General features: G+C 58.2%; 11 protein-coding genes. 3 read left to right on the top strand and 8 right to left on the bottom strand.

All coding sequences use genetic code 11. From position 1 onward, the window contains the following. Positions 1–5: 5 nt before the first annotated feature. A complete protein-coding gene (locus ACM6J5_RS13360) occupies positions 6–1,175 on the bottom strand; it encodes a mandelate racemase/muconate lactonizing enzyme family protein (protein WP_095945804.1) in 1,170 nt (389 codons plus the stop codon). A gap of 100 nt (positions 1,176–1,275) precedes the next feature. Between ACM6J5_RS13360 and ACM6J5_RS13355 the strand changes: the two genes are divergently transcribed. Beyond that, complete coding sequence (locus ACM6J5_RS13355; RefSeq protein WP_095945805.1) at positions 1,276–2,151, top strand: LysR family transcriptional regulator; 876 nt, start codon at positions 1,276–1,278, stop codon at positions 2,149–2,151. 147 nt (positions 2,152–2,298) lie between these two features. On the opposite strand, the gene ACM6J5_RS13350 is transcribed toward ACM6J5_RS13355, so the two are convergent. The 7 genes from ACM6J5_RS13350 to ACM6J5_RS13320 all read right to left on the bottom strand — a co-directional run bounded on the left by ACM6J5_RS13350 (position 2,299) and on the right by ACM6J5_RS13320 (position 10,881). Further along, positions 2,299–3,711 (bottom strand): aldehyde dehydrogenase family protein, encoded by a 1,413-nt coding sequence (locus ACM6J5_RS13350; protein ID WP_095945806.1) that lies wholly within the window; start codon positions 3,709–3,711, stop codon positions 2,299–2,301. Positions 3,712–3,716: 5 nt separating this feature from the next. Then, the gene (locus ACM6J5_RS13345; protein WP_095945807.1) at positions 3,717–4,766 is read right to left on the bottom strand and encodes a homoserine dehydrogenase; all 1,050 of its coding nucleotides are present in this window, start codon (positions 4,764–4,766) and stop codon (positions 3,717–3,719) included. A 449-nt stretch (positions 4,767–5,215) separates the two neighbouring features. Continuing rightward, a complete protein-coding gene (locus ACM6J5_RS13340) occupies positions 5,216–5,653 on the bottom strand; it encodes an Lrp/AsnC family transcriptional regulator (RefSeq protein ID WP_008003746.1) in 438 nt (145 codons plus the stop codon). 22 nt (positions 5,654–5,675) lie between these two features. Then, positions 5,676–7,055, bottom strand: coding sequence for a threonine synthase (thrC, locus tag ACM6J5_RS13335; protein ID WP_414928691.1), 1,380 nt, complete (start codon positions 7,053–7,055; stop codon positions 5,676–5,678). Between the two features lie 16 nt (positions 7,056–7,071). Then, complete coding sequence (locus ACM6J5_RS13330) at positions 7,072–7,962, bottom strand: LysR substrate-binding domain-containing protein (protein WP_095945810.1); 891 nt, start codon at positions 7,960–7,962, stop codon at positions 7,072–7,074. A gap of 60 nt (positions 7,963–8,022) precedes the next feature. Then, positions 8,023–9,453, bottom strand: a complete 1,431-nt coding sequence (locus ACM6J5_RS13325; RefSeq protein ID WP_414928690.1) for an amino acid permease — start codon at positions 9,451–9,453, stop codon at positions 8,023–8,025. 150 nt (positions 9,454–9,603) lie between these two features. After that, entirely contained in the window at positions 9,604–10,881 is a 1,278-nt protein-coding gene (locus tag ACM6J5_RS13320) for a cystathionine gamma-synthase family protein (RefSeq protein WP_095945812.1), read from the bottom strand. Positions 10,882–11,380: 499 nt separating this feature from the next. Here ACM6J5_RS13320 and gabP point away from each other — a divergent pair, with 499 nt between their 5' ends. After that, the gene (gabP, locus tag ACM6J5_RS13315; RefSeq protein ID WP_414928689.1) at positions 11,381–12,781 is read left to right on the top strand and encodes a GABA permease; all 1,401 of its coding nucleotides are present in this window, start codon (positions 11,381–11,383) and stop codon (positions 12,779–12,781) included. Positions 12,782–12,892: 111 nt separating this feature from the next. Next, a complete protein-coding gene (locus tag ACM6J5_RS13310) occupies positions 12,893–14,008 on the top strand; it encodes a GlxA family transcriptional regulator (protein ID WP_414928688.1) in 1,116 nt (371 codons plus the stop codon). Positions 14,009–14,041: the final 33 nt, after the last annotated feature.

Raw genomic sequence — 14,041 nt, 5'->3', positions numbered from 1 at the left:
GGCTATCAGCCTTCGCCCAGCTCACGCATCACTGCGTACAAGGCTGACTTGGCTTCGAAGCCGACACCTGGAATATCCGGCAGACCGACATAGCCGTTTTCCACACGAATCCCGTCAGCGAAACCGCCGAAAGGCTGGAACACGTCCGGGTACGATTCGTTACCGCCCAGGTGCAGGCCCGCTGCGATATTCAGGGACATCTGGTGGCCACCATGCGGAACTACGCGGCGGGAAGACCAACCCATTTCTTCCATCACTTTCAGGGTACGCATGTACTCGACGAGTCCGTATGACAGGGCGCAGTCGAACTGAAGGTAATCGCGATCAGGGCGCATACCACCGTGGCGTAGCAGGTTACGAGCATCCTGATGGGAGAACAGGTTTTCACCAGTAGCCATGGGCAGTTCATAGTGGTTTGCAAGCTCAGCCTGCAGTTCATAGTCCAGCGGATCGCCAACTTCTTCGTACCAGAAGAGGTTGTACTTTTTGATGGCTTCAGCGTACGCAATACCTGTCTTCAGATCGAAGCGGCCATTGGCATCGACAGCCAGTCGACGACCATCACCGACCACTTCAAGTACCGCTTCGATGCGACGGATATCTTCGTCCAGAGGAACCGCACCGATCTTCATCTTGACGACGTCGTAGCCACGATCCAGATAGCTCTGCATTTCTGCTTTGAGCTTGGTCTGGTCTTTGCCAGGGTAGTAATAGCCCCCCGCGGCGTAGACCCAAACCTTGTCATCTGCCACGCCGCCACGGTAACGGTCGGCCAGCAGGCGATACAGGGGCTTGCCTTCAATCTTCGCAACGGCATCCCACACAGCCATATCAATGGTACCGACTGCGACTGAGCGCTCGCCGTGGCCACCTGGCTTTTCGTTGGTCATCAGGGTTTTCCAGATGGCGAACGGATCCAGGTTGTTGTTCTCATGATCGACGAGAGTATCTGGGTCAGCTTCCGTGATACGCGCCAAGAAGCGATCACGCATCAGTGCGCCCTGACCATAGCGACCGTTGGAGTTGAAGCCGTAGCCGATGACAGGTTTACCGTCGCGAATTACATCCGTGACGACAGCGACAACCGAGCAGGTCATTTTCGAAAAATCGATGTAGGCATTGGCGATTGGAGAAGCGATAGAGACGGTTTTTTCACGGATGTCTACGATACGCATGACGGGTTCCTCTTGTTGTTGGTGGCCCCCACGTTATGCTTTGCGATGACACCCGCCCAATGCTATTAATGCCGCGCCCTATGCACAGGAGGCATTGCCCTTGGAACTCGTCTGGCTTGAAGATTTTTCAGCGCTTGCGGAATACGGCAGCTTTGTTCGTGCCGCTGAAGCGCGCCACGTCACTCAGCCGGCCTTCAGCCGCAGAGTCCGTTCACTGGAGAATTGGATGGGCGTGGAGTTGTTTGTGCGAACGCCTCAGGGAGCAACTCTGACCGAGGCTGGAAGGCAGATTTTGCCCAGTGCTCAGGAGGCTGCACGACGCTTGTACAGGATGCGCACAGAGGCACAGGAGGTGGCTGGGATGGCCGCCAAAACGCTGCAATTCGCAGCCACCCACTCCCTGTCATTCACCTTCTTCCCGAGATGGCTGAGAAATACGGAAAATGGCGCCCCGATAGATGCTGTACGACTGCACTCAGATAGCATGGCTGTTTGTGAGCAGATGCTGATTCACGGCCAGGTTCAGTTCCTGCTTTGCCATCGCCATCCTGACGTCCCCCCCTTGCTAGCCCCTGATCAGTTCATTGGGAAGAAAGTTGGAGAGGATGTACTCGTGCCATTGGCGAGTGCCTCTGCCAATTTTGGTACCTCACCAGAAACACTGCCCTACTTGGCATACACCCACGAATCGGGTCTAGGCCGCATCGTCGCTCACCGACTCCACGGCAAGGAAGACTACCTTAACCTCAAGCCTCTTTTTAGTAGCCACCTTGCAGCAGTGCTGATGTCCATGGCCTTGGAAAGCAAGGGAGTTGCGTGGTTACCCAAAAGCCTGACAGAACAAGAAATGGCTGACGGTCGGCTTGTCAGGGCGCTCGACGAAAGCTGGGATATTCCCTTGGAGATTCATCTCACGCGTCCCACGGCCCCAATCAGCCCCTCTGCCGAAGAATTCTGGGCCAAGCTGGGCGACTAGATCCATTTGGCTGCCTCCAGTTTTCATTTACCAAAGGCGTTCTGGGGCCGAAGAAATTCCAATACGTCACGATTCGTGAAGTGTTTGATCACTGAATCGCCATTGTTTGAAGCTAGTAACCTGATTTCGCTCGTGGCCGCGAATCGACTAACCCAACGTGTTAAGGCACACCACCTTGGGTTGGGTCATTTCCTCGTAGGCAAACCGCACCCCTTCCCGGCCCAGGCTGCCGTACTTGGAACCGCCAAACGGCATCGCATCGAAGCGATAATCGGAAGAGTCGTTGATCATCACTCCCCCGGCTTCGATCCTCCGTGCGGCGCTCATCGCGGTTGCCAGATCATTGGTGAAGATCCCGGCATGCAGGCTGTATTCGGGTTCATTGGCCAACGCGATGGCTTCATCGAAGGTTTCGAAAAGCTGCAATACCACCACCGGAGCGAAGACCTCATTGCGCCAGAGTCGACTGGCGTGGTCGACGTTTTCCAACACGGTGGCGGCGTAGCACGATCCCGCACGCCGATGGCCGCAGAGCAACGTGGCGCCCTCTTGCAAGGCCTCGTTCACCACTTGCTCGGCATTCTGCGCGGCTTGCGCAGTAATCATGGGGCCGATATCGGTGTCGGCCAGCAATGGATCGCCGACCACAAGCGCACGGGCCTGACTGACAAAACGCTCCCGGAACGCTTCATAAATCGACGCCTGAATCAGCAAGCGCTGAGTGCCTACGCAGTTCTGCCCCGCGGCCCAAAAGGCTCCGGACACGCAACTCTCGACAGCCGCCTCAAGGTCACAGTCGCCCATGACGATGACCGGCGCATTGCCGCCCAGGTCCATGGTCAGTTTCTTCAACCCGGCCGTGCGGGCGATCTGCTCTGCGGTGACGAAACCGCCGGTGAAGGAAATCATCCGCACCTCACGGGCGGCGACCAACGCCTTGCCCAGTTCCGCGCCTCCGGTGGCGACGGTGACCACTGATTCAGGCAAGCCTGCCGCGACCAGATAAGACACCAGTTTAATGGCCGACAATGGCGCAAGCTCGGAGGGTTTGAGAATCACCGCGTTACCGCCGGCAATGGCCGGGCCGAGTTTATGCGCCACCAAGTTCAACGGATCGTTGTACGGCGTGATCGCAACGATCAGACCCAGAGGCTCACGGGAAAACCAGCCCTGACGCGATTCGGAACCTTCATAAGCGTCGAAAGGCACCACCTCCCCGGCATTGCGCCTGGCCTCCTCGGCCGACAGCTTGAGGGTGTTGACGCAGCGTTTGACCTCCTTTTGTGCCTGTTTAAGGGTCTTCCCGGCCTCGTCGACGATCAGCCTGGCAAACACGCCGGCATCACGTTCGATGTCGATTGCGGCTTGCTCAAGAATGCGAGCCCGACGATGACGTGCCAACGCGGCGCACGCTCGTGCGCCACTGCGTCCTGTCTCCAACAACTGCGGAACTTGCGACGCACAGACATTCGTTACGCTGCCGATGACGGAACCGTCATAGGCGTTAAAGACTTCAATGGGCGGCTCCACGATATCCAGAACCAGGCGCGATAATTTCACAGGGTTTACTCCTGGTTGCGGGCAATGGATTGATGGATGCTGATGATGTCCGAGAGCAGCGCAAACGCTGTTTCCGTACGCCCTGCTCCCGGCCCTGAAACTGTTACTGCACCGAGCAGTTCGGAAGTAAACGACACCGCGTTGGTTGCGCCGCCAACACTGGCCAGTGGATGGTCGTTGTTCAACAGCCGCGGTTCGACACCGGCACTGATCGAGCCGTCGGCGTGGCGCATCGCCGACCCGATCAGCTTCCAGCGAGCACCGTCCTGCCGGGCTTTTTCGATATCGCCAAGGCTGAGGGACGAAATGCCGCTGCACGTGACGTCGCTGACCGTCAGCTTCGCGTCCAGCAGTTCATTCGCCAGGATCACCACCTTGAGGCGTACGTCATGCCCCTCGACATCCGCTGTCGGGTCGGCTTCGGCATAACCCAGCGCCTGAGCCTTGGCAACGGCCTCGGCAAACCCCAGGCCGCCTTCCATGCTGGTGAGCACGAAGTTGGACGTGCCGTTTAAAATGCCTTCAAAACCGACAATGGAGCTGCCTGCCAGCGCCTGCCGGGCCAGGCGGATAACCGGCGTGCCGCTCATGACCGAGCCTTCGTATTCAAAGGCGACATGCTTGCGTCGAGCCAGTGCCTTGAGCTCGGCGCCGTGCAAGGCGATCGGGCCCTTGTTGGTGGTGACGACATGCTGGCCGCCCTCCAGCGCCCAACGACAGAACGTCGTCGCCGGTTCTCCGTCCACCGGGTTGGTGAAGGTGGCTTCAACAATAATGTCCGCACCGGAATCCTTGATCACCGCTTCATTGAGGGCTGTGACGTCGCCACCCGACAGTTGCGCCAATGCACCTTTGACTGCCGGCAATTGGGCGAGCGCATTGGCATCCAGCCCTTCGCGGCCAATCACCGAGCCGAGAAACAAGTCAGTCACACCGACGATTTTCAGGGTGAAACCCAGTTCTGTTTTCCACTGTTCGTTACGATCGGCAATCAGCTGAGCCAATGCCCGGTTAACACCACCAAAGCCAACCAGCGCCAATTTGTATTCAGTCATTTTGTTATGCCCTTGATCCGGGGGATGGGTTGTTGGGCACTAGGTTAGGGCTGGGCCCAAGGCAGTGAAATAGGCCAATTTGCTCTATTTTGTGGGCGTTTTGACCAGTGTCAGGACAGAGCTTCGGAATCGGGTAGGAGGCGGACCAATCTTGACCACCACATCCCCCCTGTAGGAGCGAGCTTGCTCGCGAAAAACCGGAGAACGCCGCGGGGTGTCAGGCTTTCAGCGTTATCGTTGACGACCATCGCGAGCAAGCTCGCTCCTACAGGTTTTGGGCCTATAGATAGGGCCTGTTCAACGCCTGTCAGTGTTACTCGATGAAAGCTACAACGCCTCGCGTCGTTGCCTACAGGTACGCCAGAGTCCGCCGGCTTGTGCGCCCTGGAAGCCATCGGGCGCACGCAAAAAAGCCAACACACGTTGGCTTTTAGCGGTACGAAAAATCGCTACACGACAGACGACAGCACAAAGGAGGTCACGGTATTTTCCACTCCGGGCAACGCGGCAATTTCAGTCCAGACCTTGTGTACCCGCTGCGGGCTCGCAGCGCCCACCCGCAGCATCAGGTCGAACTCGCCGCTCATGACATCGCACTGGATGACTTCCGGAATGGCCCGCAACGCTTGCAGCACTTCCGCACCCCGCATCCGGTCGTAGCGGTAGACGAAAATCACCGCGTTGATGTTCGACGTGGCTTGTCGCCCCTCCCCCGTGCGTACCGTATATCCCTGTATGACCCCGTCGCGCTCGAGTCTTTCTATACGTTGGCGCACCGCATTGCGTGACAGATTGACCTTGGCCGCCAGCTCGGCGTGTGCAGCCCTGGCATTGAGCTGTAGTTCAGCGATGATGTGTTCATCGAGAGGGTCCAGAATTCGCTTCACTTGGCCTCCTGTTGTCGCGCCTTCACAGCGCGCCGAGCAGCTCATGGATGGTATCGAGGTCGTCCGGTTGAATCCGGTAAACCTGCGCCTGTCCTTGCATCGCGACCTCAGGGTGCAGCCCCGCCACACTGATGCCCAACTCGCCAAGCAGTGCCGCCGACTTGACCGGTGAGATTTCCCCCAGGGTCACCATGGGCGCCACCAGGCTTCGCCGATACAACCTGGCGGCCAGCACGCCAGTGGCCGTGTGCGGATCGATGGCGTATCCCGTGTCGCGATACAGCGAAGTGATTTCCGTCAGCGTCTGCTCATCACTGACCGCATAGGAGTCGATGATCATCCGCGCCTGCAACCAGAACTCGTTGGCGATGACCATCTCGCCGCTGGACTCGAACCCCTCCATCAGCGCACACACCGCCTGGTCGTCATGCCCGTAGAGCTCCCAAAGGAAGCGTTCCAGATTGGAAAAGATCGACAGGTCCATGGCAGGCGAAAGCGTCTTGTTGGCGCGTGACCTGCTGTAGTGGTTCTTCTGGAACAACTGATGCAACGCGTCGTTCTGGTTGGTCGCAACAATCATCTGGGTGATCGGCAGGCCCATTTTTTGCGCGGTGTAGCCGGCATACACCTCGGCAAAACTCGCCGCCGGTACGCTGAAACCAATCGGTCGCTGGCCGCCTCCCAATTGCAACACGGCGTGGAAGTAGAACACCAGTTGCGCCAACACACTGACCCAGTTACTGGAGTTGAAACTGATCGCCTCGTGCTGCGTATTCGGCCATTGTCGGAACAGCCGGGTGACGATGGTCTGGCACTCGTCGAAGCTGCCATTCACTGCAAACTGATGAACCCTTGGGTGCGCCGCTGCTTGCAGATGCTGGAGTTGGTCCAGGGGTACGCCCTTCTCTGGGTAAAACACCACCACAGAGGTGTCCTCGCAGTGCTTGAACGCCTCGATGGCCGCCAGCCCGGTATCGCCGTTGGTGGCACCGATCACCACCCCGCGACGCCCGCGCTTGCGCAGAAAATACGGCACCAGCCGCGCCTGCAACTGCGCGGCGAAATCTTTCGAGGAGCGAGTCGGTCCGTGGAACAGCTCCAGCACCCACTCGTTACGATCGACCTGATGCAAAGGTGCAAGGGATCGATGGCGGAATTGGCTGCCCGCCTCTTTGAGCAGGCGCTTGAGGTCTGTTTCGCAGATCGCCTCCCCCACGAACGGACTGATCACCCTGTAGGCCAGTTCGTCATAGGGCAAGGTCGACCAGTTGGCGATGTCCTGCGCTTCAAACAGCGGCAGTTCCAGCGGTACGAACAGCCCTCCGTCCTGGGCAATGCCAGACAATACGACCTGTTCGAAGTCGACCTGCACGGCCGAATTTCGGGTACTCACATAACGCATGGTTGGCTCCGGCCATTCATTTGAAACGATGTGCCTGCTCGACCAGCCAGGTGGAAAACATCACCGCGTCGGGGTGCTGCTCGGCCCCGGAACCGCGCACAAGGTAAAAAGACTCGCTGGCTTCGATACGCTGAGTAAAGGGTTCGACCAACCGTCCGTCCTGAAGCATCTCCTCCACCATCGAGGACCGCGCCAGGGCGATCCCCTGCCCTAACTCGGCCATGCGCAAAGTGGAAATCAATGTGTCGAACTGCATGCCGGTCGAGGAGTCGACGCTGTCCGCTCCGACCATGTTCAACCAGTAACCCCAACCCTCTTCGTAACCCAGGACATGCAACAGCGGATGGTGCGACACGTCCGCCGGGACCGTCAGCGGCGACCTTGCCATCAGGTCCGGCGAGCAGACCGGGAACAACGTGTCCCAGGTCAGGCGCTGCGACACCAGGCCGGGCCATTGACCGTGGCCCCAGCGAATCTCCATGTCATCTTCACCGTCCAGCTCCTTGACCCAGATATTGCTGATGTAGCGAATATCGACATGCGGATGCGCCTGGCTGAACCCCGCCAGCTTGGGTGCCAGCCAGTGCACGAAGAACGCCAGGCTGCCACGCACCTTGATCGGTCGACGTTTGTGCTGACCAAAAATCTCGTTGGTCCCCACGGCCAGTCGCGTGATCGCATCCTGCACCACCGGCAGATAAGCCTGGCCTTCCTCGGTCAGTCCCAAGCCACGGGGCAAGCGCTTGAACAGTGCCACTCCAAGGTGGCTTTCCAGTTGGCGGATCTGTTGACTGACCGCGCCCTGGGTCAAAAACAGTTCTTCGGCGGCATGGGTGAAGTTCAAGCAGCGGGCAGACACCTCGAATGCCCGTAGCCAGTTCAATGGGGGTAGCGTCTTTTGCTTCATGACTTGAACCTCTTGGACGCCCCCTCCACCGAGCACGCTTGCCCATCCCGTCGACGCTGACTAGAACGCATCGGACGGTTGTGCCAAGGGGGCAACCGACAAGCGTCGCTCGCGGCTTTTGCGGGTAATGTAATACACGAAATAGCACCAGGCGATGAAGGGCAAACCGAAGTACAACGCCACTCGCTGCTCCGGATCGAACGCAATCCCGACACACGCCAGACTGCAGCAGACCAGCGCTCCCAACGGCACCCATGGATAACCCCGGACACGGAATTTCAAGTCGCGGATGTCACCGCCGTTGGCCACATAGTGACGGCGGAAAGCAATCTGGCTTGCGGCGATGCTCATCCAGACCACCACCACCGCCAATCCGGAGATCGACACCAGCGCCAGATAGATGGTGTCGGCGGCAAATACACTGCTGAGCAACGAGGCAGCCCCGCCCGCCATGCTGATGATAATCGCGTTGAGCGGCGTGCCCATACGCGTCAGTGCCGAGAATTGCTTGGGCAGGTGACCCTGATCACTCAGCGTCCAGATCATCCGTGACGCGGCATACAAACCGGAGTTGGCGGCCGACAGCAAGGCACTGATGATCACGAAGTTCATGATGTCTGCCGAATAGGGAATCCCGATGTAGGTGAACACAGTCACGAATGGACTCTCTACCAGGCCGGCCTGCTCACGGGGCAACAGCGTCGCCAGGACAAAAATGGTCCCCACGAAAAAGATCGCCAGGCGCAGCACCGTCGTGCGGATGGCACGCGGCACGTTGCGTTGCGGGTCCTTGGTTTCCCCGGCGGCAATACCGATCAACTCAGTACCGGAGAACGCAAAAGACACCGCCAATAACGTCATGGCGATCGGCATGACGCCGGTAGGAAAAAGTCCTTCGCGAGTGAAGTTGCTCAACCCGATGCTGTGGCTCTGATCGATGTGCAGCAAACCGAGAATCGCGCCACCGCCAATCATCAAAAACACGATGACGGTTACCACTTTAACCAGAGACAACCAGAACTCGGTTTCAGCGAACAAGCGCACCGAAATCACATTGGTCACAAACACCAGGCCGGCAAATAACGCACTCCAGATCCATACCGGTGTATCCGGGAACCAACGCACCATCAAGATACCGGCGGCGGTGAATTCAGAACCGATGGCCACCGTCCAGGTCAGCCAATACAGCCAGGCGACGGTATACCCGGTGCCAGGCCCCAGAAAGCGGGTGGCATAGGTACTGAACGAACCGGTTTCCGGCATCTGTACCGCCAGTTCGCCCAGGCACATCATGACCATGTAAACCATGAGCGCGCCAATGATGTAAGCGATCACCGCTCCCAGAGGACCGGCCTGGTTAACCGTATATCCAGACGTGAGAAACAGCCCGGTACCGATGACGCCACCTAATGCCAACATGACAATATGCCGTGTTTGCATTTCCTGTTTAAAACCGGAACGCGAATGAAGTTGTTCTTCTTTTATGGACATGGTTGTTCTCATGAAAGTTATTAGGGCGCGAATTAACGTCTGCGATGACTGACTGGGCAGAGAAAAAACAGATCGCCACTAAGTTTTATTATTATTCCACTTCATGAACGCCCCACTCACATCCTTGCAGTGAGGTTTAACGCTAACGCTTCAGTTTGCAGCTTCGGCGCAACTTTCATCGATTGAAAATTGCGTGTTTGATGGTGCGGGTGCGTTGCCCGTCTCCCTGACAAATGCGAACGCCTGTTTCAGGTCGTCGAGCAGATCGTCGGTGTCTTCGATGCCGACAGAGATCCGCACCAGCCCCTCTGAAATACCCAGAGCCAGGCGTTCCTCCAGCGTGTTCTCGACATGGCTGGTGGTGCGGGCCGGACCGTAGATGGTTTCCACCGCACCGAGATTGCCCGCGCAGTGGGCGAATCGCAGTCGTGGCAAGAGCACTTTGACCGTGTCCATGCCGCCCGCCACGACAAAGCTGACGATGGCACCGAAGCCGGACATTTGCGCGCACGCCACCGCATGATTCGGATGGCCGGGTAAACCGGGATAATTGACCGACTCCACCAAGGGTTCGACGCAGAGGTACTCGGCCAGCGCGCGGGCACTGCGTTGCTGCTGACGCATGCGCAGCACCAGGGTTTTCATGCCGCGAATGATCATGTAGGCGGAGAACGGGTCGAGCGTCGCACCGTTGATTTCCCGGTAATGACGCACCTTGGCCATCAGTGATTCACTACCGCACACCAGGCCGCCAAGCACGTCGCCGTGGCCGCTGAGAAACTTGGTGGCACTGTGAATGACCACGTCCACACCCAGCGCCAGCGGGTTCTGATTCAATGGCGTGGCGAAGGTGTTATCCGCCACCACAATGGCACCGACGCGCTTGGCTGCAGCCACCAGACGCTCGATATCGAGTATTTTCAGCGTCGGGTTGGTTGGCGTTTCCAGATACACCAATTGGCAACCCTTGGCGATTTCGCATTCGATCTCTTCGTGATCGAACGTCTCGCACAACGTCACGTTCACACCGGTGCGCGGCAGGAACTCTTCGAAAATCTTGTTGGTGCCGCCATAGCTGTCCCTGGTCGAGACCACCCGATCGCCATGGGCCAGGAAGGTGTAGAGCACGCTGCTGATCGCCGCCATCCCGCTGCTGAAAGCCACGGCCGATTCGGCCAGTTCCAACTCGCGAATCTTTGCCTCGAGGGTCTCGACTGTCGGGTTGCTCATGCGGCTGTAAATAAAGCCGGGCGCCTTACCCAACGCAACGTCGTACCAGACATCGATGTCGTCATAACCATAGGCGGCACTGACCACGATGGGGGTTTGAGTGGCGTTGTAGGGATGCCTGACCTGCTCCCCGCCCCACACGGCACGGGTTCCCGCACCTGCATTAACAAACCCTGCGTTGTCTGGTTTTTTATTCATAAAGACTACTCGCACTGAGGGTGGCGAATGTTGAGTCACTCACCGGATCTGGTGGCCAATATAGTGAAATGCAGCGCCGCCGAGAAACGATGTTATCGGTGCCAAAGGGGCGCTTTTTTTAATGGCTGTGATGGCGCGGATTCAGGTCAGTCGCGGCAGCGAAACGATCTCTTTCAGGAGCGACATCGGCATTCAATACTCCGATAACGTGAATTTTTCCTTGGTCGCGCGCGCCTTCCGCCCCCCCGGCCTCAACGGCGAGTGCAAAGTTTCCCGTGTCGATATCAGGCACGGAGGTGGCGCGATCAGGTATCTGGATTGTCGGACAAGCCGGGTAAGGTGGCGCAACTTTTCACTGCGGTGGCCACATCGCGGTGACAGAGCTTCTAGAACAGTAGCGTTGAGGACTGTCGCTTTCAGGAGGGGCAACAGCAAGCCCCCATGATCGCCCACCCCTCACTCAGAACGCTTGAATGTCGATCGCCAAAGAGTAAAAAAAATGATCAGCCCGAGCTCCAAGGATTCGAGTGGCCAATTGGCGCAGGGCTTCAAGCCTCGTCACGTCACAATGCTGTCAATCGCCGGTATCATCGGCGCCGGTTTGTTCGTTGGCTCAGGACATGCCATTGCAGCTGCCGGGCCGGCCGTCCTGCTGGCCTATCTATTCTCAGGCCTGCTCGTCGTTCTGGTCATGCGCATGCTCGGTGAAATGGCGGTGGCCAACCCGGACACCGGTTCGTTCTCCACCTATGCCGATCAGGCCATCGGACGTTGGGCGGGCTTTACCATCGGTTGGCTGTACTGGTGGTTCTGGGTGCTGGTGATTCCTATCGAAGCACTGGCCGCCGGCCATGTGTTGAACCAGTGGTTTCCCCAGATCGATGCCTGGCTGTTCGCCCTGGTGTCGATCATTGCGTTGGTGATCACCAATCTGTTCAGTGTCTCCAAGTACGGTGAATTCGAGTTCTGGTTCGCCATGGCCAAGGTAGTGGCGATCATCGGTTTCATCGGCGTGGGTTTTGCCGTGCTGATGGGCTGGGTGCCCGATCGGGAAGTCAGCGGACTGAGCGGGCTGATGGCCGAACATGGCGGGTTCGCCCCCAACGGCCTGTCGGCGGTAGTCGGCGCCTTCATCACCATCATGTTCAGCTTCATTGGTACTGAAGCGGTCACCATCGCCGCCGCCGAATCCGACAACCCGTCGCAGAACATTGCCAAGGCCACGCGTTCGGTGATCTGGCGCATCGGCGTGTTCTACCTGTTGTCGATTTTCGTGGTCATCTCCGTGGTGCCCTGGAATGATCCTCTGTTGGCCTCGGTAGGTTCCTATCAACGGGCCCTGGAAATCATGAACATTCCCCACGCCAAGTTCATGGTGGACGTCGTAGTACTGATCGCCGTGGCCAGTTGCATGAACTCCTCGATCTACATTGCCTCGCGCATGCTGTACTCGCTGGGCCGTCGGGGCGATGCGCCGAAGGCGCTGAAGGCGACCTCCTCTGAAGGCGTGCCGCGGGCAGCCGTCATCGCCAGCACCGTGCTGGGCGCAGCGATCACCGTGTGGAGCTACTTCATGCCCGCCGGGCTGTTTGACTTCCTGCTGGCCAGCTCCGGTGCGATTGCCTTGCTGGTGTACCTGGCCATTGCGGTGTCGCAGCTGCGGATGCGCCGGATGCTACGTCGGCGGAATGTCGAACTGGCCTTTCGCATGTGGCTGTTCCCTTGGCTCACCTGGCTGGTGATCGCGTTCATTTGCGCAGCGTTGGCGGTGATGATGATCACCCCGGAACACCGTAGCGAAGTGAGCTCGACCATTGGCCTGGCGCTGGCAATTTCCTTTATCGGTCTGGTGACATCGCGTCAACCTGCGCGGGATGCAAGGGCGACGTCGGTGGGATAAAAACAGGGCGGTAGTTGCGCCGAACCTGATACCCCCACGCGCCAAGGCTGGGGGTATTGCAAGCGCCTGTGTCTCAGTCCGTAATCGCTCTTTGTGAGGGCATGCCCCCCGATGTCATCGAAATCCACCGTGTCCGACAGTACCCCTACAAAATCAGTTGGTTTTCTGCTGCTGGATAAATTCACGCTGATTTCCCTGGCGTCAGCCGTAGAGCCCCTGCGCATGGCCAATCAGTTGTCGGGACAAGAGCTGTATCGCTGGCATACGTTCAGCCCCGGTGGAGAGGCTGTCTGGGCCAGTGATGGCGTGCCGATCACTCCGGATGCTTCGTGGAGCAATCCGTTGGTGGCGGACACTGTAATCGTGTGCGGCGGCGTTGGAATCCAGAACGTGATTACCCGCGAGCACATTACCTGGCTGCAAGCCCTTGCGCGTAAATCCAGACGGCTGGGAGGCGTGTGCACGGGCAGTTGGGCACTGGCCAAGGCCGGGCTGCTCGACGGTTATGAATGCAGTGTGCACTGGGAGTTTCTGGCCGCCATGCAAGAAGCTTTTCCGCGAGTCAGGCTCAGTTCGAGTCTGTTCACCCTTGACCGAAACCGCTTCACAAGCTCCGGCGGAACGGCCCCTATGGACATGATGTTGCATCTGATCGGTCGCGATCATGGTCGTGAATTATCGACTGCCATCTCTGAGATGTTTGTCTACGAGCGCATCCGCAACGAACAGGACCATCAGCGCGTTCCGCTCAAGCACGTGTTGGGAACTCACCAGCCCAAGCTGCAGGAGATCGTTGCGTTGATGGAGGCCAACCTCGAGGAACCGCTCGACCTGGATAACCTTGCGCAATACGTTGATCTGTCACGTCGACAGCTAGAGCGGCTATTTCAGAAATACCTGCACTGTACGCCGTCACGCTACTACATGAGGTTACGTCTTGTTCGAGCGCGACAACTGCTCAAGCAAACATCACTGTCGATCATTGAGTTGGCGTATGTCTGCGGTTTCGTGTCCACACCCCACTTTTCCAAATGCTACCGCGAGTACTTTGGTGTTCCACCGAGCGACGAGCGTTCCGGCTCTGAAATGAGTCGCCTACCGGCAACGCTTGCGACTGCGCAGCAGTCATCGACCAGACCGCTGACAGCCCTGGACCAGGCCCGCAACGAATCGACTTTTGCCAGTGTTCGAATGATTGATCGTTCCAAATTGGCGCAATCGTGCTGATCGGCCTTCCCTGCCACCCCCATTCATCCGCAA

This window comes from Pseudomonas sp. IT-P74 (genome assembly GCF_949768175.1).
Lineage (GTDB): Bacteria > Pseudomonadota > Gammaproteobacteria > Pseudomonadales > Pseudomonadaceae > Aquipseudomonas.
The sequence above is the reverse complement of the archived record's forward strand: the minus strand, read 5'-3'. Positions and strand labels throughout refer to the sequence as shown.